This is a genomic window from Streptomyces sp. NBC_00442 (assembly GCF_036014195.1).
Lineage (GTDB): Bacteria > Actinomycetota > Actinomycetes > Streptomycetales > Streptomycetaceae > Streptomyces.
The window spans coordinates 4,449,223-4,473,820 of sequence record NZ_CP107918.1; the positions used below are offsets into that span (position 1 = coordinate 4,449,223).

Below are 24,598 nucleotides of genomic sequence, written 5' to 3' on the forward strand. Positions count from 1 at the left end.
ACCCCATCCGGCTCGCAGGGGCCGCTGCTAGAACTCCACACCCGGCCCGGATCCCTGGGCCGGACCTTGGCCGGGGCCCGAGCCGGGGCCCGTGCCGAAGCCGGGCGCGGAGCCCGTGCCGGGGCCGCGCTGGGCGACAAGGGCGTCGCGGATCTCCTTCAGCACCTCCAGCTCGCTGACCTCCATCGTCTCGCGCACTCCTTCCTTCGCGGCGTCGTGCCGGGCCCTCTTGGCCAGGATCCTGGCCATCGGGAGCACCATCAGGAAGTACACGACGGCAGCGGTGATGAGGAAGTTCAGGATCGCGCTGAGCACCCCGCCCCAGAGGATCTGGATGCCCGCATCGGCGGTGCAGGGGCCCTTCAGGCAGGAGGTGTAGCCGTCCAGGTCCTTCGTGCCGAACGCGCCGACCAGCGGGTTGATCACTCCCTTCACCACGGAGTTCACGATGGTGGTGAACGCGGCACCGATCACCACGGCGACAGCCAGGTCGATCACGTTTCCGCGCATCAGGAAGGCCTTGAAGCCGGCCAGCACGCTCGTCTTGTCCTCGGTCACCAATGGGCCTTTCTTCGCAAGTGCAGGGGGCGGAGCAAACTCCTGCGCCACCTTGGCCAGCGCGGACGGGCGCTGTCCAATCCATGCACGCGAACTGGTGACTTGACCGCTCGGCCGTACGAATCAGCACAGCGTCACCGCCAGCTTGGACGTGACCCCCGCACCTGCCAGCACCCGGGCCGTCTCGCGGGGCACGGCGAGGACGACGAGTGCCCCCGCGTCCGGCGAAGCACCGCCCGTCCTCGGAACTCCCTTGACCCTGACGCCGGTTGCCACCACGCGTGCCGCGTCCGAGCCCGGAGAGGGCGAGTTGGCGGACGCGATCACATCGACCCGGTCGCCGGGTCGCAACAGCCGTACGGTTTCCGCGTCCGCGATCCGTACCGGGGCCGACACGGTCGCGGCCTCCCGCGCCGGCCCGCGCCCACGTGGTGCGGGGGCCGCCGCCGGGGCCGCCGCAGGGTGGGTGCGCTCGGCCGCCTGGGGGCTGGAGACGGCGAGGGCCGCGGCCGTGACGGCGAGACCCGCGGCCACCGCACGCCGTCGCCTGCGCATCGCACGGCGCAGCCCGTGCCGCCCGCCACGCACCCGCAGCGGCGGGAAGAACGGCACCGCGCCGGGCTCGGGCGCGGGTACGGGAGGGAGGAAGGGGAGGCGGTAGGGCGCGGAGAAGGAGGAGAAGGAGGGGGGTGGGGGCGGAGGAGTGGGGGGAGGGCCACAGGTGGACGAGGCTGCCGAGGCGGCACAAGGGGTCGACCCGGGTGCGAGGCCGGGTACGGTCGCGGGCTGCGGTGTGGACGCGGGTGCGAGCCCGGGTGCGGGTGCGGGCCTCGGTGTGGACGCGGGTGCGAGCCCGGGTGCGGGTGCGGGCCTCGGTGTGGACGCGGGTGTTCCGGGCCCGGGGGCTGTGCGGTCTGCGGACATCGTGATCACTGCCGATCGTGGAGTGCCTGTGCTGCTCGGACGCTCCTCACGATCCCCCGTCCCGCGAGATCTCGCCGGGGCCTGTGGACCGCCGCCCGCTTGTGGACAACTCCCTCACCCGGACCGGTAGTTCACGTACCCGCGCGGGGGCTCGGCGGAGATCATTCGCTCACCGCTCGGTGGAGCCCTCCGCACCCGCCTCCCCCCCCCGGAAATCACGGCAGTTCGCTACTCACGGCAGTTCGATGCCCAGGTCCCACCCGTCGTGCGCGTGCGTGCACAGGCAGGTGCGGTTCTCGGTCGTGGGAAGGGCCGCGACCGCGTCGAAGAGCACCTCGCGCAGGCGCGCCACGTTCTCGCCGAACACGCGCAGGACCTCGGTGTGCGAGACGCCCTCGCCGGTCTCCGCGCCGGCGTCCAGGTCGGTGACCAGGGTCATCGAGGTGTAGCAGAGGCCCAGTTCGCGGGCGAGGACGGCCTCGGGGTGGCCGGTCATGCCCACTACCGACCAGCCCATCGCCGCATGCCACTGCGACTCGGCGCGGGTGGAGAAGCGGGGGCCCTCGATGACGACCATGGTGCCGCCGTCCACGGCCTGCCAGCCACGCCCGTCGGCGGCGGTGAGGGCCGCCTTGCGGCCGTCGGGGCAGTACGGGTCGGCGAAGGTCGTGTGCACCACGTTGGGGACGGTGCCGTCCGGCAGGGGCAGCCCGTCGAAGAAGGTCTGGGTGCGGGCCTTCGTGCGGTCCACCAGCTGGTCCGGCACGAGCAGGGTGCCAGGACCGTACTCGCGGCGCAGGCCGCCGACCGCGCACGGGCCGAGGACCTGGCGTACGCCGACGGAGCGCAGCGCCCACAGGTTGGCGCGGTAGTTGATGCGGTGCGGCGGCAGATGGTGGCCGCGGCCGTGGCGGGGCAGGAACGCCACCCGGCGGCCGGCGATCTCGCCGAGGAAGAGTGAGTCGCTGGGCGAGCCGTAGGGGGTGTCCACCTGGACCTCGGTGACGTCCTCCAGGAACGAGTAGAAGCCCGAGCCGCCGATGACGCCGATCTCTGCGTTGGTCATGCCGGTCACACTAACGGTGGTCCGGTACGCCAAAACCCCCGCCGTCGGACGGCGGGGGCGGTGCGCAGCGGTGGGGTCAGGCGGCCGGGCTCGCGCTCGACGAGGACGACGAGGACGAGCCGGAACTCGACGCCGCGGCCGGCTTGGAGTCCGAGCCCGACGACGACTTGGCCGTCGACGAGGAGGACCCCGACGAGGCGGACGACGACGCGGGCGAGCTGCTCGACGACGCGCCGCGGCTGTCGTTGCGGTAGAAGCCCGAGCCCTTGAAGACGATGCCGACCGCCGAGAACACCTTCTTCAGGCGTCCGTCGCAGTTCGGGCACACGGTCAGGGCGTCATCGGTGAACTTCTGCACCGCCTCGAGGCCCTCGCCGCACTCGGTGCACTGGTACTGGTAGGTCGGCACTTGTCTTCCTCCTGGCACTCTCACTCGATGAGTGCTAACGACGGTCCATAGTGACGTATTCCTCGGGATCAGTCCACCGTGACGGGAACACGGTGACCGACGCCACGCGCCACGGTACGGGTCGGAGCGGACGGGGCGAGCCGCGAGCGCAGGGCGAGCAGCGTGACCAGGGCCAGCGCCGTGCCCGCCATCGGCACCAGGAATCCGGCGGTCGAGCCGTGGGCGTCGGCCAGCCGGCCCGCGACCGTGACGGCGGCGGCCTGGCCCAGACCGACCGCTCCGGTCAGCCAGGTGAACGCCTCGGTGCGGGAGGTGGCCGGCACCAGGGTCTCGACCAGCGTGTAGCCGGTGATCAGGGCGGGGGCGATGCACAGGCCGACGATCAGCCCGAGGCCGCCGAGCAGCAGGGCGGAGTGGGCCGCCCACAGTCCGGAGGCCGCCAGGGTCAGCGCCGCGTAGCCGGCGATCAGCCGGACGCGGGGCGAGGACTTCCAGGCGATGGCGCCGCAGGCGATGCCGGCCAGCATGTTTCCGGCCGCGAAGATGCCGTAGAGGATGCCGTTGATGCCGGGGTTGCCGATCTCTTCCGCGAACGCGGTCAGGGAGACCTGCATACCGCCGAAGACCGCGCCGATGCCGAGGAAGGCCATCGCCAGGACGCGTACGCCCGGGATGGACAGCGCGGAGGTGTGCTCGAGCTGCTCGTGCTCGGCGGCGCTGCGCACCGGCGGCTGGGTGGCGCGGCGGGCCGCGAACAGGAGGCCGCCGATGAGGGTCAGGGACGCCTCCGCGACCAGTCCGGCCGCCGGGTGGACGCTGGTGCACAGGGCGGTCGCGAGGACGGGGCCGATGACGAAGGTGAACTCGTCGGTCACCGACTCGAAGGCCGCGGCGGTCGCCATCAGGGGCGAGCCTTCGAGCTTGTTCGCCCATCGGGCCCGCACCATGGGGCCGACCTGCGGCACCGAGGCGCCGGTGGGGACGGCCGCGATGAACAGCGCCCACAGCGGAGCGCCGGCCAGGGCCAGCGCGGTGAGCACGGACACCGAAGCCGCGTGGATCAGCACGCCGGGCACCAGGACGGCGCCCTGCCCGAAGCGGTCCGCGAGCTTGCCGCTCTGCGGGGCGAACAGGGCCATGGACACGCCGGTGAAGGCGGCCACGGCGCCGGCGCCGCCGTAGGAGCCGGTGGTGTGCTGGACGAGCAGAAGGATGCCGATGGTGAGCATCGCGAAGGGCTGCCGGGCAGCGAAGCCGGGCAGGAGGAAGGACAGTGCGCCGGGTGTGCGCAGGAGCTGGCCGTAACCGGGCCGCTCGTCAGAAGTGACCGTGGATGCCACGGCCCCTTGCCTTTCTGCCGCCTGGTAGCGCGCCCCGTGCACGTTTCGTGGGTGCGGGCGTTGCCGAGAGCTGTCCTCTTGCGCGGAACTGCGGTAGATGCCGAGGGCTGCTGCGGGAAGCTCTCGACCGCCATACGGTCGCGCCAGCTCTGCGTCAGGCAGAGTTGGTCGATCAGTGGTGTGCCTTCATGATACAGACGTTTGGCACTCCGTGCCTACGAATTCGCACGGAGTGCCAACTTTCGGCCTGTGTTTATTCGGCCGTCACGTGGCTTAACGAGGCGTTACGTGCCGTGACGTCCCGTTCGCCTGGGCTTCGCCTTCCCGGCGGCCTCGTCCGGGCCGCCGGTGCCGAGCCATCCGGCGAGCTTGCCGCCCTCGCCGACCGCGCGCAGCCGGGACTCGGCGGCGTCGCGCACCGGATCCGTCGCGACCACCAGGAGCTCGTCGCCGTGGCGCAGCATGGTCGTGGGGCCCGGCACGAAGCTGGCGTCGTCCCGTACGACCAGGGTGACGGCGGCGCCGGGCGGCAGCCTCAGCTCGTGCACCTCCACACCGTGCATCCGCGACTTGGGCGGGATGGACACGGACAGCAGATGGCCGCGCAGCCGCTCCAGAGGGGCGGATTCCACGCCGAGGTCGGCGGCCTCGTCGTCGTCGGAGAGCTGGAGCTTGCGGGCCAGCCACGGCAGCGTCGGACCCTGGATCAGGGTGTAGACGACGACCAGGATGAAGACGATGTTGAAGATCTTCTCGCTGCCCTCGATCCCGGAGACCATCGGGATGGTGGCGAGGATGATGGGCACCGCGCCGCGCAGGCCCGCCCAGGACATCAGGGCCTTCTCCTGCCAGGGCAGCCGGAAGGGCACCAGGCTGAGCAGGACTTCGAGCGGCCGGGCCACCATGGTCAGGACGAGGCCGATGATCACGGCGGGCCAGAAGTCGGCGGCCAGGTTGTGCGGGGTGACCAGCAGGCCGAGCAGGACGAACATGCCGATCTGGGCGAGCCAGCCGAGGCCGTCGGCGAAACCGCGGGTGGCCGGCCAGTGGGGGAGCTTGGCGTTGCCGAGCACCATGGAGGCGAGGTAGACCGCGAGGAAGCCGGAGCCGTGCGCGATCGCACCGGCCGCGTACGCGCTGACCGCGATCGCCATCACGGCGATCGGGTAGAGGCCGGAGGCGGGCAGCGCCACGTGGCGCAGTCCGTACGATCCGAGCCATCCCACCGCGAGACCGATCGAGGCGCCTATGGCCAGCTCCAGGGCTATTTTCCCGACCAGGAGGTACCAGGAGTCGACCGGGCCCGGCGTGGAGAAGGCGACGACCAGGATGACGACAGGGGCGTCGTTGAAGCCGGACTCGGCCTCCAGGACGCCGGTGATGCGCGAGGGCAGCGGCACCTTGCGCAGCACGGAGAAGACGGCCGCCGCGTCCGTGGACGACACCACGGCGCCGATGATCAGCGCCTGTCGCCACTCCAGGCCCACCAGATAGTGCGCGCCCGCCGCCGTGACGCCCACGCTCACCGCGACGCCGACGAGGGACAGCACCACGGCCGCCGGCAACGCCGGTTTGATCTCCTTCCACTTGGTGCCCAGGCCGCCCTCGGCCAGGATCACCACCAGTGCGGCATAGCCGATCACCTGCGTCAGTTCGGCGTCGTCGAACCTGACGTTGAAGATGCCGTCCTGCCCGATCGCGATCCCTATGCCGAGATACAGGAGCAGGCTGGGGAGCCCGCTGCGCGAAGAGATCCGCACCGCCGCCACGGCGATGAGCAGAACGAGCGAGCAGATGAGCAGGAGTTCGTTGAGCTGGTGGACAGTCAGTGGCCGATCCTTCCCCTCAGGCGCCGCAGGCACCCCATGAAAATCGTGCATCCCGGAGCGCCGGGTGCGCATCCGGGGGCTCCCTCGGACGCACCTGGTGAAACGTTCCGCCGTCCCAAGGTACTTCGTTACCTTACCTAATCTTTGACGCTTTCTTTACGTGCGGGCTCCTATGCGCGGTCTTCCGCACGTGCCTGTCCGGCGTCCCTGTATGTGAACGCAGACACCGCGTCAGGGGCTGTCAGCGGCTGCGCCTATGGTTGCTCCCAGCACTCCTGGACCACCCTGCCCCTCGAAGGACAGCGATGCCCGCCACCACAACCGCCCCTTCCGCCGGTACGACGGCCGGCAAGACGAGCAGGAAGAGGGGACGCCGCCTCAGGCTGTTCGTGCTCGTCCTGGTGCTGGCGCTGGTCGCGGGCGTCGCCTACGGCGCGTACTGGGGAGTCAGTACCGTGCGCGCCTCCTTCCCGCAGACCACCGGCACCCTCAAGGTCCCGGGCCTCGCCGGTGAGGTGCAGGTCAAGCGCGACGACTACGGCGTCCCGCAGATCTACGCCGACAGCGACGCGGACCTCTTCATGGCCCAGGGCTACGTCCAGGCGCAGGACCGCTTCTACGAGATGGACGTCCGGCGGCACATGACCTCGGGCCGTCTCTCGGAGATGTTCGGCAGCGGGCAGGTCGACACCGACGCCTTCCTGCGCACGCTCGGCTGGCGCAAGGTCGCACAGCAGGAGTACGACACCAAGCTGTCGCCCGCCACGAAGAAGTACCTCCAGGCCTACTCGGCGGGGGTGAACGCGTACCTCAAGGGCAAGGACGGCAAGGACATCTCCGTCGAGTACGCGGCGCTGAACTTCACCAACGACTACAAGCCCGAGGCCTGGACGCCGGTCGACTCGGTGGCCTGGCTCAAGGCGATGGCCTGGGACCTGCGCGGCAACATGCAGGACGAGATCGACCGCTCCCTGATGACGAGCCGGCTCAGCCCGCAGCAGATCAAGGACCTGTATCCGGCCTACCCCTCGGCCACCCACCGCCCCATCGTCGACGAGGGCTCGTACAACAAGGCGACCGGCAAGTTCGATCCCCAGCGCGCCTCCACGGCCTCCGACGGCACCTCTGGCACCGCGCAGGGCGCCCTGGAGGGCATGCAGAGCCAGCTCTCGTCGCTCTCCGACACCCTGGACAAGATCCCTTCGCTGCTCGGGCCCAACGGCAGCGGCATCGGCTCCAACTCCTGGGTGGTGTCGGGCAAGTACACGACGACCGGCATGCCGCTGCTCGCCAACGACCCGCACCTCGCGCCGATGATGCCCTCGCTCTGGTACCAGATGGGCCTGCACTGCCGGACGATCTCCAGCACGTGCGGCTACGACGTCGCCGGCTACACGTTCTCCGGCATGCCCGGCGTGATCATCGGCCACAACCAGGACGTCTCCTGGGGCTTCACCAACCTCGGCGCCGACGTGACCGACCTGTACCTGGAGAAGATCTCCGGCAACAACTACCTCTACGACAACCAGGAGAAGCCCCTCGCCACCCGCGAGGAGGTCATCAAGGTCGCCGGAGGATCCAGCAAGACCATCACCGTCCGCGAGACCAACAACGGCCCCCTGGTCTCCGACCGCGACGACGAGCTGGAGAAGGTCGGCCAGAAGGCGCCCGTCAACACCGCCGCCCCCGACCGGGGCGCCGGCTACGCGGTGGCCCTGAGATGGACGGCGCTCGACCCCGGCAAGTCCATGGACGCCGTGTTCGCGCTCGACAAGGCCAACGACTTCAAGTCCTTCCGGGCCGCGGCCAAGGACTTCGAGGTGCCCTCGCAGAACCTGATCTACGCCGACACCAAGGGCCACATCGGCTACCAGGCGCCCGGCAGGATCCCGGTGCGCGCCGAGGGCGTCGACGGCACCATGCCGGCGCCCGGCTGGGACTCCAAGTACACGTGGAAGAAGGGGTACGTCCCCTTCGACGCGCTGCCGTACGAGTACGACCCCAAGCGCGGCTTCATCGTCACCGCCAACCAGGCCGTGATCGACGAGAAGAAGTACCCGTACCTGCTCACCAAGGACTGGGGCTACGGCACCCGCAGCCAGCGGATCAACGACCTCATCGAGTCGAAGATCAAGGGCGGCGGGAAGATCTCCACCGAGGACATGCAGAAGATGCAGATGGACAACAGCAGCGAGATCGCCGCGCTGCTGACGCCCGCCCTGCTGAAGATCAACGTGTCGGACCCGTCGGTGCGCGAGGCGCAGAAGCTCCTCGAGGGCTGGGACTACACCCAGGAGAACGACTCGGCGGCCGCCGCCTACTTCAACTCGGTGTGGCGCAACGTCCTGAAGCTGGCGTTCGGCAACAAGCTGCCGAAGGAGCTGCGCCCCAAGGGCGAGTGCCTGTACGTCACCCCGCCGGTCGGCACGGGGCCGGTCGACGACCCCGACAAGAAGGTCCAGGAGTGCGGCGAGCGCGACGGCGACTCGGCGCAGCCCGACGGCGGTGACCGCTGGTTCGAGGTCGTGCGCAAGATCTTCAACGACCAGAACAACACCTGGTGGAAGGCGCCCGCGACCCGTCTGGACAAGGCCACCTCGACCCGCGACGAACTGCTGGCCCGAGCCATGAAGGACGCCCGCTGGGAGCTGACCGCCAAGCTCGGCAAGGACACCACGAGCTGGACCTGGGGCCGGCTGCACCAGCTGATGCTGAAGAACCAGACCCTCGGCACCGAGGGGCCGGGCTTCCTGCAGTACATCCTCAACCGGGGCCCGTGGAACCTGGGCGGCGGCGAGGCCGCGGTCGACGCCACTGGCTGGAACGCCGCCAGCGGTGACTACGGCGTCACCTGGGTGCCCTCGATGCGGATGGTCGTCAACCTCAAGGACCTCGACAAGTCCAAGTGGATCAACCTCACCGGCGCCTCGGGCCACGCCTATAGCGCGCACTACTCGGACCAGACCGAGAAGTGGGCCAAGGGTGAGCTCCTGGACTGGTCGTTCAGCGGGAAGGCGGTCGACGCGTCAACCGTCGACACACTGAAGCTCACGCCGTAGTACAGGCGCTCACGCGGGAAAGCGCGTCACCCCGTAGGGGGTGACGACGGCCTGCACGGGGTGGTCGTGCGGTTCCTCCGGGACCCGCGCGACCACCTCGTTCGCGTACAGGAGCACCACCAGGGCGGGCGCCGTCCCGGATGCCTCGATGCGGGCGAGGACCCGGTCGTAGGAGCCGCCGCCGCGGCCGAGCCGCATGCCGCGCGCGTCCACGGCGAGACCGGGCAGCAGTACGGCGTCGGCGCCCGTCACGGCGTCCGGGCCGAGCCGTTCGCCGTCGGGTTCCAGGAGCCCGCGCCCGGCGGGCAGCAAGTGCTCCGGCCCGGCGTAGGCGGCCCAGTCGAGGTCGTTGTCGGCGAGCAGCACCGGAAGCAGCACCCGCACCCCGCGGGCGTGGAGCGAGTGGACCAGGGCGCGGGTGCCGGGCTCGCGGCCCACCGACACGTATGCGGCCACCGTGGTGGCCGCGGCGAGTTCGGGCAGGGCCAGTGCCCGGTCGGCGAGCTCCAGGGACGCCGCGAGCAGCTCGTCGTCCTTCAGCCGCTTCCTGGCGTCGAGGAGGCTGCGCCGCAAGAGGGCCTTTTCGGACATGTGATCACACACCGTGTTTCTGTAATCCCCTCAAATGCGCGGATAAGAGAGCGAATTCACCGGAGAATAATCTTCCGCACATACGCAGCGGATAGGGTGCCCGCATGACTCAGTCGCCCCCACGGATCACCAAGGCTGTCATCCCCGCCGCCGGGCTCGGCACCCGGTTCCTTCCGGCCACCAAGGCCACGCCGAAGGAAATGCTGCCGGTGGTGGACAAGCCCGCCATCCAGTACGTGGTGGAGGAGGCGGTCGCGGCGGGCCTGTCGGACGTGTTGATGGTGACCGGCCGCAACAAGCGTCCCCTGGAGGACCACTTCGACCGGAACTACGAGCTGGAGTCGGCACTGACCCGCAAGGGTGACGCGGACCGGCTCGCCAAGGTGCAGGAGTCCAGCGACCTGGCGGCCATCCACTACGTACGCCAGGGCGACCCGCGCGGCCTCGGCCACGCGGTGCTGTGCGCCGCGCCGCACGTGGGCGAGCAGCCCTTCGCCGTCCTCCTGGGCGACGACCTGATCGACGCCCGCGACCAGTTGCTCTCGCGGATGGTGGAGATCCAGGAACACGAGGGCGGCAGCGTGATCGCGCTCATGGAGGTCGACCCCGAACAGATCCACCTCTACGGCTGCGCCGCCGTCGAAACCACCGCCGAGAGTGACGTCGTGCGGGTCACCGGGCTCGTCGAGAAGCCGGAGCCGGCCGAGGCGCCCTCCAACCTCGCCGTGATCGGCCGCTACGTCCTCGACCCGGCCGTGTTCACCGTGCTGCGCACCACCGAGCCCGGCCGCGGCGGCGAGATCCAGCTCACCGACGCGCTCCAGCAGATGGCCGCCGACGAGTCGATCGGCGGCCCGGTGCACGGAGTCGTCTTCAAGGGCCGCCGCTACGACACCGGCGATCGCGGAGACTATCTGCGAGCCATTGTCAGACTGGCGTGCGAACGTGAAGACCTGGGCCCGGACTTCAAGGCCTGGCTTCGCCGGTACGTCACCGAGGAGATGTAGGCACCCGTGAGCAACACGACCTGGTCGGTGGACGAGCACCTGGACGACATCCTCGCCGCGGTCCGCCCGCTCGAACCCATCGACCTGCAACTGCCCGACGCCCAGGGCTGTGTCCTGGTCGAGGACGTCATGGTGCCCCTCGCCCTGCCGCCCTTCGACAACAGCTCGATGGACGGTTACGCGGTGCGGGTCACCGATGTCGCGGGCGCCAGCGAGGAGTTCCCCGCGGTGCTCACCGTCATCGGTGACGTCGCGGCGGGCAGCGGCGACCTTCCGACCGTGGGCCCCGGCCAGGCCGCACGGATCATGACCGGTGCCCCGCTGCCGCCCGGCGCCGAGGCCGTCGTCCCCGTCGAGTGGACCGACGGCGGGACCGGCCAGGGCGCCGCCACCGGCATGCGCCCCGCGGGCGACGCCCCCGAAGGGGCCAGCGGCGAGGTGCGGGTGCACCGTGCCGCCGAGGCGCGCGCCCACGTCCGGGCCCGCGGCAGCGACGTCCAGGCGGGCGACCTCGCCCTCGCGGCGGGCACCGTGCTCGGGCCGCCCCAGATCGGGCTGCTCGCCGCGATCGGCCGCGGCACCGTGACCGTACGGCCGCGCCCGCGCGTCGTGGTGCTCTCCACCGGCAGCGAACTGGTGCAGCCCGGCGAGCAGTTGGGCGAGGGCCAGATCTACGACTCCAACAGCTTCGCGCTCGCCGCCGCCGCCCGGGACGCGGGCGCCATCTCCTACCGGGTCGGCGCGGTCACCGACGACGCGGCGGTGCTGCGCGACACCATCGAGGACCAGCTGATCCGCGCCGATCTGATCGTCACGACCGGCGGGGTCAGCGTCGGCGCGTACGACGTCGTCAAGGAGGCGCTGTCCTCCGTGGGAGACGAGGACGAGCCGGGCAGCGGCATCGACTTCCGCAAGCTGCGGATGCAGCCCGGCAAGCCCCAGGGTTTCGGCTCGATCGGCCCCGACCACACCCCGCTGCTCGCGCTGCCCGGCAACCCGGTGTCCTCCTACGTCTCCTTCGAGCTGTTCGTGCGCCCCGCGATCCGCACCTTGATGGGCATGGACGACGTCCACCGGCCGACCGTCCGCGCCACCCTGAAGGCGGACAAGGCACTGTCCTCGCCGGACGGCCGGCGCCAGTTCCTGCGCGGCACCTACGACGCGGCTGCGGGCGCCGTCAGCCCCGTGGGCGGCTCCGGATCCCATCTGATCGCGGCGCTCGCGCTCGCCGACTGCCTCATCGTGATCCCCGAGGACACCACGTCCGCGGAGCCCGACAGCGAGGTCGAAGTGGTCCTGCTCGGCTGAGTGTCGGCCGATGGGGGTACGGTGTCTGCCCACAGAAGCCGTACCGGGAGCGCCACCGAATGAGTACGACGCAAGGCAGGCTCACGCACATCGACGAGGCGGGAGCGGCCCGCATGGTCGACGTCTCGGAGAAGGACGTCACCGCCCGCACCGCCCGCGCGAGCGGCCGCGTGCTCGTCTCGCCGCGTGTGGTGGAACTCCTGCGCGGCGAGGGCGTGCCCAAGGGCGACGCGCTGGCCACCGCCCGCATCGCGGGGATCATGGGCGCCAAGCGCACCCCCGACCTCATCCCGCTGTGCCACCCCCTCGCGGTCTCCGGCGTGAAGCTCGACCTGGCGGTCGCCGACGACGCGGTGGAGATCCTGGCGACGGTGAAGACCACCGACCGCACGGGCGTCGAGATGGAGGCCCTGACCGCGGTGTCGGTGGCCGCGCTCACCGTCGTCGACATGGTCAAGGCCGTCGACAAGGCCGCCGTCATCACCGACATCCGGGTCGAGGAGAAGACCGGCGGCAAGTCCGGCGACTGGAACCGGCCCGGGGAACAGGCCGGAGGCGCGTCCAGCGGCCGGAACCGGCCCGGGGAGGCCGGATCATGACGCCCCCTCAGCCCCACGAAGCGTCCCATTCCCCGCAGCCGGACGCCGCCCCGCAGCCGGCCGCCGCCCCGCGGCAGCCGGGGCCACAGCCCGCGATCCCGTTCCCGGCGGGCGGCGAAGGCCTCGGCGAGGCGCTCCTCGCGCCGTACGCCGCGCTCGTCGTCACCGCGTCCAACCGTGCGTCCGCCGGGGTCTACCCGGACACCGGCGGGCCCCTGCTCGCCGAGGGCCTGACCGCGATCGGCTTCGCCGTGGACGGCCCGCTGGTCGTGCCCGACGGCGAGCCCGTCGAGCAGGCGCTGCGCGCGGGGACGGCCGCCGGGTACGACGTGATCGTCACCACCGGCGGCACCGGCCTGTCGCCCACCGACCGCACCCCCGAGGTCACCCGCGCCGTCATCGCGTACGACGTGCCCGGCATCCCCGAGGCCATCCGCGCCGAGGGCCTGGCCAAGGTCCCCACCGCGGCCCTCTCGCGCGGCCTGGCCGGAGTGGCGGGCGGCCGCACCCTGATCATCAACCTGCCGGGGTCCGCCGGCGGCGTACGTGACGGAATCGCCGTCCTGGAGCGGATCCTGCGGCACGCCGTGGACCAGATCCGCGGCGGCGACCACCCCAGACCCGCGGGGAGCCCGAGCTGAACGTTCCTTCGTGGCCGGTCGAGCTGGCGGAGGGCGATGTGGTCCTCCGTCCCATAAAGGTGCGCGACCAACGGGCCTGGCGCGAGGTCAACCGGCGCAACCGCGACTGGCTGCGGCCCTGGGAGGCGACGATCCCGCCGCCCGCCCCGGGCGCGCCCTTCCCGCAGCGCCCCACTTACCGGCAGATGGTCCGCCACCTGCGAGCCGAGGCGAGCGCGGGCCGCATGCTGCCGTTCGTCATCGAGTACCGCGGGCATCTGGTCGGCCAGCTGACGGTCGCCGGGATCACCTGGGGCTCGATGTGCTCGGGTCATGTCGGGTACTGGGTGGACCGCGAGGTGGCGGGCCGCGGCGTGATGCCGACGGCCGTCGCGCTCGCCGTCGACCACTGCTTCCGCGCGGTCGGGCTGCACCGCATGGAGGTGTGCATCCGCCCCGAGAACGGGCCGAGCCGCCGCGTGGTGGAAAAGCTCGGCTTCCGCGAGGAGGGCCTGCGCCCGCGCTATCTCCACATCGACGGCGCCTGGCGCGACCATCTGGTGTACGCGCTCACCGCGGAGGAAGTCCCCGAGGGGCTCCTCGCCCGGTGGCGGCGGGGCAGGCAGGCCCATCCCGGGCCCGGTAAATGAAATAAATGTTCGAATTCTATCGGGATCCGGTCCGTTCGTCTCGTCCAACGATCTGAGAAATCACAAAAAAAGCCGGTGATATCAGCCAGATCGTGCGACACACCGGCTCAATTGGCGTATCCCCGCGCGCCGGTCCCTCTACGGTGTGGTGTGTGAGCAGCAGCGGCCTCATTTACGCAGTCATCGTCGGGGCCTGGGCCGCCTACTTGGTGCCGATGTGGCTCCGCAGGCAGGACGAGCTCAACGAGGCACGCCCGACGGAACGCTTCAGCACCGCCATCCGGCTGCTGTCCGGACGGTCGGCCATGGAGCGTCGCTATGCCAAGGAGCTGCGCCAGCGGGCCACCGACGAGGCGGCGTCCGACGCGGACCCCGAAACCCCGGCGGACGCCCTCACCGAACCCCTCGCCACGGGGGGGCCGGCCGGCCGGGCGTCCGAGTCAACGGGCGGCCGGGAGCTCTCGGTCCCCCAGGCCCGCGGCAGGCGCCCGGCACCCGCGGAGCGCCAGGACGAACGGGAGCGCCAGGGGCGCCCGGCGCATCAGGACGACCCCGAGCATCGGGGCCAGGCCCACCCGGAACGCCACGCGCACCCGGAACGCCACGCCCGGCATGAACACCCCGAAAACCTCGCCCGCCACGAACACCACGAGCGTCTGGAGCGCCAAGAGCGGCGCGAGCACCCGGTCGAGGACGAGCCCCGGCGCGAACGGGGCGCGCGCCCCGCGCCCGGAGCATCGGCCGAACGGGCGCGCCGCGCCCAGCGCAGTGCCGTACTCGCCAGGCGCCGGCGCACCACGGTCGTCCTCTTCCTCGCCTTCACGCTGGGCGCGATCGTCGCGGCGGTCGGCGGCCTCGGCTTCCTGTGGGCGCCGGCGGTCCCGGCCGCGCTGCTGAGCGCGTACATCGTCCACCTGCGCATCCAGGAGCGACGGCGCTTCGCCTTCACCATGGACCGCCGTCGTGCCGAGGCGGCCGCGCAGCGCCTGCGCGAGAGCCGGCCGCGCGCCAGGGCCACGGCGCCGGGTACGGAGCCCGACGACGAAGCGGAGTCCCACCACCCGGCCCCCGTGCCCGAGCCCGCACCCGCCCCGGCGCTCTCCCCGCAGGAGGCCGGACGGCGCGCCCTGGTCGAGCAGACCGATCACGCGGAGTGGGTCGACCAGCAGCGCGAGCGCGGTCCGGAACGCGGCGCGAGCTGGGACCCGGTGCCGGTCCCGCTGCCCACGTACGTCACCGCGCCGGTCGCCCCGCGTGCCACCGGCAGCATCGATCTGGGCGCACCGGACACGTGGTCGTCGGCCCGCTCCTCGACGGCGGACCCCACCCCGGCGGCCGAGCCCGAGCCCGCCGCCGAGGAGCCCCCGCGCCAGCGCTCGGGCTCAAGTCGCCGCCGTACGCCGCTCTTCGACCAGTACGCGGACGAGGACCGGCCCCGCGCCGCCAACGAATGAAGCCCCTCTCGCTGACCAGCGAGGAACGGATTTCCAACCACTCCCATCCGGGTGCTAAGGTTTCACTCGTTGCAAGGGCCTGTGGCGCAGTCCGGTAGCGCACCTCGTTCGCATCGAGGGGGTCAGGGGTTCGAATCCCCTCAGGTCCACAACAACAACGAGATCCCGTCCGATCATTTTGATCGGGCGGGATCTTCGTCGTTTCCGGTGGCCGTTCGCGGGGGCCGGGGCCCGGGGGGTCGGCCCTTACGGGGAATGGGTCCACACCATGGTCAGGTAGCCGCTGTAGCAGGCGGAGGCCACGGCGCAGCCGGTGAGTACGGCGTAGACGGTGGTGGTGCGTGCGCGGGCGAGGGCTGTGGCGAGAGGGAAGAGGAGGGGGAAGGCGGGGAGGAGGAAGCGGGCCTTCGCGTGGAAGTAACCGGCGCCGCAGACCGTGATGAGGACCAGCGCGGCGGCGTAGATCCAGACGGCGGCGGGCGGGCGGCGCACGGCCAGGGTGCAGAGCAGGATGATCGCCGTGATGACCGTGCCGGCGACCACGACGTCGTCGAGGGAGAGCGCGGGTTGCGTGAACAGGTCACGCAGGCGCTGGACGGTGAAGGTGCCGCCGTCGAAAGTGGACCCCCACCGCCGCTGTTCGACGAAGTAGCCGTCCCAGCGGTGCATGCGGTGCCCGACCCAGAGGACGAAGGCGGCCCAGCCCAGGGGGGCCAGGACTATCGCGCCGTACAGTCGGGCCGTTGGGCGTCCGTGCGCGCGCTCGTCCGGGACGGCCGGCGGCTCGGCCCCGTGCCCGCCCGTCACCGGCAGCAGCTGCCAGGCCGCGCCGAGGGTGACGGCGGCGATGACGGCGAGGCCTGAGGGTCGAGTCGCTCCGGCGAGCAGGGCCAGGGTGCCGGCGGTGAGCCAGGCCCTCGTGAGCACCGCGTACAGGGCCCAGGCGGTCAGAGCGGTGAAGACCGGCTCGGTGTAGGCCATGGACTGCACGAGGGCATGGGGCACGACCGCGTACAGGGCGACGGTGAACAGGGCGACCCGTGCGCCGTACAGCTTCTCGGCGACGGCGAAGATTCCCCAGGCGGCGAGGAGTGAGGCGGCCAGCGCCATGCCCCAGGCGACCCAGTCGGCCGGGAGCCCGGTGACGGCACAGACGCCCCGTATCAGCGTCGGGTACAGGGGAAAGAAGGCGAGCTTGCAGGTCGGGCCACCTTCTTGGCATGCGGGAACCATGGGGCTGCTGTAGCCGTGCTCGGCAATGCTCAGGTAGTAGACCGAGTCCCACCGTGTCGCCAGGATCTCGTGCAGGCCGACTCCCTTGCGGTGTCCCCATGCGGCCACCATGCCGATGCCGATGAGGCGCAGCCCGCAATGCAGCAGAAGTGCTGTCCGTGCTCGCCGCCACGACGCGGCCACCGCGCGCCGAGCCGTCCGCACGTGCCCCACGGCGGGCGCTGTGCGCCGGCCGCCCTTGCGGTGAGGCACGTCGGGGCGTATCTGAGTCCCTGTCACATTCCCGTCCAGAAGTTCATTCGGCTACTTCGTCGCCCCGCGGGCACGAGTGATCCCTGCGGTGCCACAACGCATGGGGAGGCGGGGCGCGCACGGGCATGGCGAAGTCCGCATCCCTTGAGTTCGGAGCGGACTTCAGCAGTGCGGTGTCGCAGGTCGTAGGTGCTCGGAAACGCCCCCGCTTGCGCCGTGGGGTGCCGGTCGTCGGCCACACCACGGCTCGGTGCCGGGGCATTGATCTCCCCGTGCCCGGCATCGTCGGCGAGAGTACCTCACCTGTGAGTTCGCGCCGGCGTCCATCGTGGCACCGACGCTGACGCCTCGTCAGCGATCGGACGAGTGGGTCAAAGCGGAGCAAAGAATTGAGAGGGCCCGCGGTCCGGTGCCGCAGTGAAGTGGTGGCCTCGGTGACGCCGCCGCCATGGCTGAAAGGTCGTCCCTGAAACGCTTTGATTCAGGGCTAGTTCGCCGCCTCGTGGCACGCGCGGTCGGCTGGATTCGCCTGCTGGGCGTGGATGGTTGTGACTCCGGGCTGCCGGGCCGCTCCGTAGGGACACCTGTTGACCGGCGGCGTTGACGTTGCGTTTGATTCGCCCACTTGTGTTTTTTCTATGTGGTTCCTGTGGGGGGAGCGTCAGTGCGGGGTGGGGACGGCCTTCGTGCCGTGAGACAGGGGCGGCGCCGTGGGGTGGCGCGGTGGGCGGGGCTGGCGGTGGTGTCGGGGCTGGTGTTCGCCACCGTGCAGCCGTCGGCGGTCGCGGCGGATTCGGCGGTCCCGAGCGGGTCGTTGGGGTCGGACAGCGCCGGGCCGGGGCGGCCGGACACGGCGGAGTCGCTCGCGGTGGCCAAGGCCAGACGCAGTGGCCAGGACGTGAGCGTTCCGTCGCTGACCAGTGAGACGAGCGAGGTGGTCGCCAAGCCGGACGGCAGGCTCGCCGCGACGATCCACACGAAGCCGGTGCGGACCCGCAAGGGCGGCGCATGGCGCGACATCGACACATCCCTGCACGTCGCGAGCGGTGGCGCGGTGGTTCCGGCGGCGACGCTGACGGACATGCGGTTCTCCGGCGGAGGTTCGCAGCCTCTGGTGCGGATGGCCAGTGCCGGCAAGGAGCTGGAACTGACCTGGCCCAAGCCGCTCCCGGCCCCGGTGGTCAGCGGCAGCACGGCCGAGTACCGCTCGATCCTCCCGGACGTGGACCTGCGGATGACCGCCACCGAGTCCGGCTTCACCCAGCTGATCGTGGTCAAGACGCCGCAGGCGGCGAAGAATCCCGAGCTGGATCAGCTGAGGCTGGGCATGTCCAGCGCCGACCTGACGGTGCGCAAGGAGGCGGACGGATCCCTGTCGATGGTCGACAAGGCAGGGGGCGGCACCGTGTTCCAGGCACCGAAGCCGGTGATGTTCGACTCCTCGCCCGGTCTGACCGACGGCTCCGGGATGCCCGCGGCCCCGACTGCCCAGCCGAAGGACGCCGCCAAGCCGAAGGCCGCCGCCAAGCCGAAGAACGACTCCGCCGCGGCAGATGCGGCAGCGGCCCCTACGGCCCCTTCGACCCACGCGGCCACGGTGGACGTGGCGGTACCGGGCGACCAGAAGTCGCTCGTCCTGACCCCCGACCAGAAGCTCCTGGACGCGCCGGACACGGTGTTTCCGGTACTGATCGACCCGGACGTCCAGGCGCCGCGAGCGGCCGGCTGGGCCGGGATCTCCCGGTACTGGGGCAACCAGTCGTTCTGGAAGTTCTCCGGGGACTTCGGCATGGGGTACTGCGGAGACCAGGGCCGGTGTGTGCCCGCCGATGTGAAGCGGGTGCTGTACGCCATTCCCGTACAGAGCCAGGCCTTCGTCGGCAAGCACATCCAGGACGCCAAGTTCCGGGCGTGGGAGTCGCACGCCTGGAGCTGCACGGCTCAGCCCGTCGACCTCTTCGTCACGGGCCGCATCGGGTCCGGCACGACCTGGAACAACTCCAGCGGGATGGGATCGTCCTCGTTCTGGAAGAAGTACCTGGCGACGCGGAACGACGCGCGAGGCTACGACGGCTGTGGCTCCGGGTACGTGGAGTTCGAACCGCCGGGGCTGCGCGATGCGGTGCAGTCGGCCGCCGACCGCAGGGACGCCGACCTGACGCTGGGCCTGAAGGCCGGCAGCGAGAGCGCGTCGGCGTACGGGCAGTGGAAGCGGTTCACCGACGACGGGTACCTGCAGGTGTTCTACAACCTGCCGCCCAGCCAGCCCGCCATGAGGGACCTCTCGTCCTCGCCCGGTGGCCTCTGCTCCTCCTCCGTGACGCCCATCACGAAGGTGCCGCAGGTGTACGCGCGGGTGTGGGACCCGGACGGGGACAGCATCGGTGTGCAGTTCGCATTGCTCTGGGACGACAAGACCTGGTTTTCGACCGGAGGCGAGAACACTCCACCCGCATCGAACACGTTCAGAGCGTCCGGATCCACCTTCAGCCTCCAGCTTCCGCCCGGAACTCCGCAGAACCAGTCGGTCGGCTGGGCGGTGCGGGCCTGGGACGGTGCGGAATGGGGGCCATGGAGCCTCGACGGTGACCCCACCGGCTGTTACTTCATCATCGACACGAGCAAACCCGCGGGACCGGTGACCACCTCGTTCGACTTCCCCGGGTCCCACGACGCACAGGCCGCACTGGCGTGGACGGACGGGGTGGGCCGCTACGGCACCTTCACCATCGCCACGGCTTCCACCGACGTGGTGGCCTACCAGTGGGGACTGGACGAGCAGCCGACGGCAAACAGCGAGGTGGCAACGAGCGGTGGAGCCGCACGCTCCGTGAGGGTGTTGATGCCGAACGACGGCCCGCACACCCTGACGGCCCGAGCCAAGGACGCGGCAGGCAATGCCGGTGAGACCACCACGTACTACTTCAACGTGCGACGCGGCCAGGACCCGCGGGCGAGTTGGGCGATGAACGACGCGGCCGGCGGCACGAGCCTGGCTTCCGGTCCCGCCGCGAGCTTCCCCGCCACGGTCACCGGCGGCACGTTGGGTGCCGCCGGGCACACCGGAACGGCGGCGGCCCTGACGGGTGATGCGGCGCCGGACGGGACGCCGAAGACCTATCTGTCCACGCAGAGCGCCGTGCTGGAGACGGACCGGAGCTTCACCGTCTCCGCGTGGGTGAACACCGCCGATCCTTCCGCGCAGTTCCAGTCCGCGGTGAGTCAGAGCGGTGTGCATCAAGGAGTCACCCTGGGGCTGAGCGACGGGAGATGGGCCGTCAAGATGCCGACCGCGGACAACGCCACCGACTACGGCTGGTACACCGCATCCTCGGACGTCACTCCGGTGGCCGGCCAGTGGACGCATCTGGCCGGGGTGTACGACGCGGCGGCAAGGACGCTGACGGTGTACGTGAACGGAAAGCCTTCCCCGTCTGCGCAGGGCGTGAGCCTGTGGTCGGCGCGCGGGGGGATGGAGTTCGGCCGGGTGCGCTGGCGCGACACCTACACCGACGCGTGGAAGGGGTCGCTGGACGACGTCCGGGTCTACGGTCGGGCGCTGAGCCCGGCGGAGTCGACGCAGCTGGCTGCCGGCCGCCCGGTTACCACCGGAACGGGCGCGAAGGCGGTCTGGTCGCTCGACGAAGGCGGCACCGTCGCCGACGGCACCTCGGAGACCGGCGCTCTGACGGCGGCCGGTGATGTGCGGCCGGGCATCAAGGACGGCGTCGAGGACACGGCGGTCCACTTCGGGGCGAACGGTTACGCCGCCGCGTCCCGGCCACAGGTGGACGGCACACGGAGCTTCTCCATCTCCGCCTGGGTGCGACGGCCGGCGCTGGCAGCCGATGACGACACGTCCAAGGTCGCGGTCAGTCAACCCGGCATCCATCAGCCCGAGTTCTCCCTCTACTACTCGTCCTACTACAAGAAGTGGGTCTTCGCCCGGTCCACGGAGGACTCCACCGCGGACACCCTGGTGCGCACCGTCCAGCGATCCTGCACGGCCGGAAGCCAGGTGTACGGCGCGCCCTGCTTCATGCCGACGGACAACGAGTGGACCCACCTGGTGGGCGTATCCGACGCGGTCTCTCACAAGATTCGTCTGTACGTCGACGGCTACTTGGTCGACGAGAGCGACTACATCCAGACCACCCCCTGGGCTTCGCCGGAGCCGCTCATGATCGGAGGGCAGAGCCGCGAAGGTATCCCCGGGGAGTTCCTCGGCGGCGACATCGACGACGTCCGCGTCTTCGACCGCATCGTCACCGACGACGAAGCCAGGACGATGGTCCAGCAGCGCCCCCAGCTGGCGGCACGCTGGAAGTTCAACGCGGCCACCTCGGCCGCGCCGCCCGTCTCGGCGGAGGACCGCGGACTGTTCCCCGCGTCCCTGTACGGCGGATCGAGCGTGTCCGGCGCTCAGAGCGACGTGCGGGTGGGCACGGGGGCGCTGACCCTCAACGGGACGGACGGCTACGCGCAGACCGGCACGGCACCGCTCGACACGGGCCGGAGCTTCACCCTCGGCGCCTGGGCCCAGTCGGCCGCGCCGCCCAACCGGGACATGACCGTGCTCTCTCTCGGCGCCGCCAAGGGGCCCGCGCTGACCGTGCGCTGGAAGTTCCTGCGTACCAGCGACGACCCCGTCAGCCCCGGCAACATCGGGGAGTGGCAGGTGGAGACGGTGGACGGCGCCGACAAGACGACCGTCGTGACGCACACCTTCGACGGTTCGCAGGCCATCGGGAGCTACTGGAATCACCTGGCGGTCACCTATGACGCGTTCTCCGATCAGCTCACGCTCTTCGTGAACGGCCAGCGCGAGAACGAGATCTGCGCCGACGGCCAGACCGGTTGTACGGCTCATGTGTCCTTCGCCCCGGCGAACCAGCCCCGACAGGCCACCGGGGGACTCGGGTTCGGACGCAACCCGGCCGGCGTCACCAACGCCGACGCGTTCTCCGGCCAGATCGACGACGTCTGGGCCTATCAGGGCGTCCTGAGCGCCGCCGGGATCGCGCGGCTGGCACAGGGCGACGAACTCGACAGCACCACCGGTCCCGCCACCTAGAGGACGCCACGTCGGGTTCGGGCCCGCCCCTTCCTCGGGCGGGCCCGCGCCTCGGTCCCTGTCCGCCGTCCCTCCCTGCCGTCCCTCCCTGTCGTCTCTCCACACCTGCCTGGCCCCCGGCCGGCACGATCAGCCGCGCCGGGCCCGTCCCGGCGCGGCAGGGGATTTGCCTACGATGCGCATCACACGAGCCCGGCGAACGGGCATCACCCGTCCCACAGCGAGATTCGCTGCCGTCCTCTCGTCCGTCCTGGTGGCCGGGCTGCTGCAAGTCCTGCCCGGACCGGCGGCCGTCGCCGAATCGAACCTTCCCGTCGCGACGTGGAAGGAGAAGTCGGTCAAGGGCGTCAACGCCAGGACCAAGCCGCGGCCGGCGGACACGACCGTATCCAAACCCCGTGTCCCGAAGGCCACGTGGCCCGAGGCGGCCGCCACCGGACTCACCCTTCCCGCGGGCGGCGGCCCCGCTCTCGCGACCACCGCGTCCAGCGGATCCGGCGGCAAGGCCGAGGCCGGCTCGATGCCGGTCTCGCTGGCGGCGGTGCCCCACGGCCCGCTCGCCCCACATGCCTCGCACGCCCCGCACCAGCAGGCCGCCTCGTCGCTCGCCGTACAGGACACGGGCATCACCGTGAAGGTCCTGGACCGCGAGGCCGCGCAGCGGGCCGGGGTGGACGGGGTCCTCCTGACGGTCGCGGCCCAGGGCGGCACGGCCGACAAGGTGAGCGCCACCGTCGACTACGGCGCGTTCGCCGACGCGGCGGGCGCCGGGTACGGCGAGCGCCTGCGCCTGGTGCGGCTGCCCGCGTGCGTGCTGAGCACCCCGAGCAAGCCGGAATGCCGTAAGGCCACTGCGCTGGCGGGCAGCAACGACGCCGAGAAGCACACGGTGACCGCCGACGAGGTCCCCCTCACGGACACCGCGACCACGTCGGCGCCCGCAACCACTACGGCACCCGCGACCACGCCAGCGACCGCGCCGAAGCCCGGAGTCCGGGCCATGGGTGCGCGGGCGGCGTCCGCGGGCGCGATGACCGTGCTGGCCGCGACCGCCGGCCCGGCGGGGCCGGCAGGCGACTACAAGGCGTCCCCGCTGTCGGCGGCGTCCACGTGGAGCACGTCGCTGAACAGCGGTTCGTTCTCCTGGTCCTACACCATGGCGGTGCCGCCGGTCCCGACAGGACTCGCGCCCACCGTGGGCCTGTCCTACAGCTCGGGTGACATCGACGGGCGTACGGCGAACACCAACAACCAGGCCTCCTGGGCCGGCGACGGGTTCAACGTCGCCCCCGGGTTCATCGAACGCTCCTACAAGCCCTGCGGCGACGACGGCGTGAAGACCGACGGGGTCGAGCCGGGCGACCTGTGCTGGGCGTACGACAACGCCACCATCAGCCTCGACGGACACTCCGGCGAACTGATCCCCCTCAGCGGCGACGAATGGCGGATCAAGGGCGACGACAACACGCGCGTCTTCCGCCTGCGCGACGCCGACCGGGGCAACGGTGACAACGACGGCGAGTACTTCCGCGCCACCACTGCCGACGGCACCCGCTACTACTTCGGCTACAACCGCCTGACCAACTGGAGCGCGGGCAAGCCCGAGACCAAGTCCGTCGAGACCGTGCCGGTGTTCGGCAACGACAGCGGCGAGCCGTGCAACAAGAGCGCGTTCGCGGACTCGTGGTGCCAGCAGGGGCGGCGCTGGAACCTGGACCTGGTCGTCGATGCCAAGGGCAACGACATCACGTACTGGTACAAGCAGGAGACCAACACCTACGGCCGCAACCTCAAGGACACCGACGGCACCCCCTATGTCCGGGCGTCGGTCCTGGACCACATCGAGTACGGCCAGCAGCTGAAGGACGTCTACTCCGGCACCGTCAAGCCGATGGCCCGGGTGGACTTCACCACCGCCGAACGCTGCCTGGAGTCGGACGCCTCCCTGTGCGACCCGGCGAAGATCGACACCAACCGGCAGTACTGGTACGACACGCCGTGGGACCGGAACTGCACATCGGGCAGCAAGTGCGACATGGGCCGCCTGGCCCCGACGTTCTGGGGCCGCACCAGGCTCGCCAACGTCACCACCAAGACCCTTCAGGGCGACGGCAGTTACAAGCCGATCGACTCATGGGACCTGCACCACAAGTGGGGCACCGCCGACTTCGACTACCAGCTCCTTCTCGACTCCATCAAGCACACGGGACTCGCCGGTCCCACCCCCGTCCCGCTGCCCGCCACGACGCTGTCCTACAGCGCGCAGGCCGGACGCCTGGACAAGAGCGACGACGGCCGGCCGGGCTTCTACAAGCAGCGGCTGCGGACCGTGCTCGACGAGTCGGGCGGCCAGCTCGACGTGAACTACTCGCAGGCCGCCTGCTCCTGGGACAGCCTGCCGACCCCGCAGTCCAACACCTCGCGCTGCTTCCCGCAGAAGTACCAGGCCGGCTTCCACGATCCCGTGACCACGGAATGGTTCAACAAGTACGTCGTGGACTCGGTCATCTCCTCCGACCGGACCGGCGGCGCTCTCAGCACCCAGACGAACTACACCTACGCCGACGGCGGCGCGTGGGCGTTCGACGACACCGAGGGCATCACCAAGGAGTAGCTCAAGACCTG

The 24,598-nt window shown here is 70.9% G+C and carries 17 protein-coding genes and 1 tRNA gene; 10 read left to right on the forward strand and 8 right to left on the reverse strand.

Features of this window, described 5'->3' with window-relative positions; translation table 11 throughout:
- Positions 1 to 27: 27 nt before the first annotated feature.
- The 6 genes from mscL to OG432_RS20030 all read right to left on the reverse strand — a co-directional run bounded on the left by mscL (position 28) and on the right by OG432_RS20030 (position 6,159).
- Positions 28 to 558, reverse strand: a complete 531-nt coding sequence (gene mscL / locus OG432_RS20005) for a large conductance mechanosensitive channel protein MscL (protein WP_328312325.1) — start codon at positions 556 to 558, stop codon at positions 28 to 30.
- A gap of 123 nt (positions 559 to 681) precedes the next feature.
- Positions 682 to 1,170 (reverse strand): RcpC/CpaB family pilus assembly protein, encoded by a 489-nt coding sequence (locus OG432_RS20010; RefSeq protein ID WP_328312326.1) that lies wholly within the window; start codon positions 1,168 to 1,170, stop codon positions 682 to 684.
- A 544-nt stretch (positions 1,171 to 1,714) separates the two neighbouring features.
- Complete coding sequence (locus OG432_RS20015; RefSeq protein ID WP_328312327.1) at positions 1,715 to 2,548, reverse strand: S-methyl-5'-thioadenosine phosphorylase; 834 nt, start codon at positions 2,546 to 2,548, stop codon at positions 1,715 to 1,717.
- A gap of 76 nt (positions 2,549 to 2,624) precedes the next feature.
- Complete coding sequence (locus OG432_RS20020; RefSeq protein WP_328312328.1) at positions 2,625 to 2,957, reverse strand: FmdB family zinc ribbon protein; 333 nt, start codon at positions 2,955 to 2,957, stop codon at positions 2,625 to 2,627.
- Positions 2,958 to 3,025: 68 nt separating this feature from the next.
- Positions 3,026 to 4,297: an MFS transporter gene (locus OG432_RS20025; RefSeq protein WP_328312329.1), complete on the reverse strand. Its 1,272-nt coding sequence runs from the start codon at positions 4,295 to 4,297 to the stop codon at positions 3,026 to 3,028.
- Positions 4,298 to 4,581: 284 nt separating this feature from the next.
- The gene (locus OG432_RS20030) at positions 4,582 to 6,159 is read right to left on the reverse strand and encodes a potassium/proton antiporter (RefSeq protein ID WP_328312330.1); all 1,578 of its coding nucleotides are present in this window, start codon (positions 6,157 to 6,159) and stop codon (positions 4,582 to 4,584) included.
- 272 nt (positions 6,160 to 6,431) lie between these two features.
- Here OG432_RS20030 and OG432_RS20035 point away from each other — a divergent pair, with 272 nt between their 5' ends.
- Entirely contained in the window at positions 6,432 to 9,185 is a 2,754-nt protein-coding gene (locus OG432_RS20035) for a penicillin acylase family protein (RefSeq protein ID WP_328312331.1), read from the forward strand.
- 9 nt (positions 9,186 to 9,194) lie between these two features.
- Here OG432_RS20035 and OG432_RS20040 read toward each other — a convergent pair whose 3' ends face one another.
- Positions 9,195 to 9,776: a 5-formyltetrahydrofolate cyclo-ligase gene (locus tag OG432_RS20040; RefSeq protein WP_328312332.1), complete on the reverse strand. Its 582-nt coding sequence runs from the start codon at positions 9,774 to 9,776 to the stop codon at positions 9,195 to 9,197.
- 104 nt (positions 9,777 to 9,880) lie between these two features.
- Here OG432_RS20040 and galU point away from each other — a divergent pair, with 104 nt between their 5' ends.
- The 7 genes from galU to OG432_RS20075 all read left to right on the forward strand — a co-directional run bounded on the left by galU (position 9,881) and on the right by OG432_RS20075 (position 15,563).
- Positions 9,881 to 10,783 carry a UTP--glucose-1-phosphate uridylyltransferase GalU gene (gene galU / locus OG432_RS20045; RefSeq protein ID WP_328312333.1) on the forward strand — a complete coding sequence of 301 codons (903 nt, stop codon included), beginning with the start codon at positions 9,881 to 9,883 and terminating at the stop codon, positions 10,781 to 10,783.
- A gap of 6 nt (positions 10,784 to 10,789) precedes the next feature.
- On the forward strand, positions 10,790 to 12,091 hold the full coding sequence (gene glp / locus OG432_RS20050) for a molybdotransferase-like divisome protein Glp (protein WP_328312334.1): 1,302 nt from the start codon (positions 10,790 to 10,792) through the stop codon (positions 12,089 to 12,091).
- Between the two features lie 59 nt (positions 12,092 to 12,150).
- Positions 12,151 to 12,690 carry a cyclic pyranopterin monophosphate synthase MoaC gene (moaC, locus tag OG432_RS20055; protein ID WP_328312335.1) on the forward strand — a complete coding sequence of 180 codons (540 nt, stop codon included), beginning with the start codon at positions 12,151 to 12,153 and terminating at the stop codon, positions 12,688 to 12,690.
- Entirely contained in the window at positions 12,687 to 13,331 is a 645-nt protein-coding gene (locus OG432_RS20060) for a MogA/MoaB family molybdenum cofactor biosynthesis protein (RefSeq protein ID WP_328312336.1), read from the forward strand. Before moaC ends, OG432_RS20060 begins: the two co-directional genes overlap by 4 nt.
- Positions 13,328 to 13,960 carry a GNAT family N-acetyltransferase gene (locus OG432_RS20065; protein ID WP_328315166.1) on the forward strand — a complete coding sequence of 211 codons (633 nt, stop codon included), beginning with the start codon at positions 13,328 to 13,330 and terminating at the stop codon, positions 13,958 to 13,960. Before OG432_RS20060 ends, OG432_RS20065 begins: the two co-directional genes overlap by 4 nt.
- 152 nt (positions 13,961 to 14,112) lie before the next feature.
- Positions 14,113 to 15,414 (forward strand): gephyrin-like molybdotransferase receptor GlpR, encoded by a 1,302-nt coding sequence (locus tag OG432_RS20070; RefSeq protein WP_328312337.1) that lies wholly within the window; start codon positions 14,113 to 14,115, stop codon positions 15,412 to 15,414.
- 75 nt (positions 15,415 to 15,489) lie between these two features.
- Positions 15,490 to 15,563, forward strand: a tRNA-Ala gene (locus OG432_RS20075).
- Positions 15,564 to 15,660: 97 nt separating this feature from the next.
- On the opposite strand, the gene OG432_RS20080 is transcribed toward OG432_RS20075, so the two are convergent.
- A complete protein-coding gene (locus OG432_RS20080; protein WP_328312338.1) occupies positions 15,661 to 16,860 on the reverse strand; it encodes a hypothetical protein in 1,200 nt (399 codons plus the stop codon).
- 793 nt (positions 16,861 to 17,653) lie between these two features.
- Here OG432_RS20080 and OG432_RS20085 point away from each other — a divergent pair.
- Together OG432_RS20085 and OG432_RS20090 are read left to right on the forward strand one after the other, a co-directional pair.
- The gene (locus OG432_RS20085; protein WP_328312339.1) at positions 17,654 to 21,973 is read left to right on the forward strand and encodes a LamG domain-containing protein; all 4,320 of its coding nucleotides are present in this window, start codon (positions 17,654 to 17,656) and stop codon (positions 21,971 to 21,973) included.
- 175 nt (positions 21,974 to 22,148) lie between these two features.
- Positions 22,149 to 24,587 carry a hypothetical protein gene (locus OG432_RS20090; protein WP_328312340.1) on the forward strand — a complete coding sequence of 813 codons (2,439 nt, stop codon included), beginning with the start codon at positions 22,149 to 22,151 and terminating at the stop codon, positions 24,585 to 24,587.
- The last annotated feature ends 11 nt before the right edge of the window (positions 24,588 to 24,598 follow it).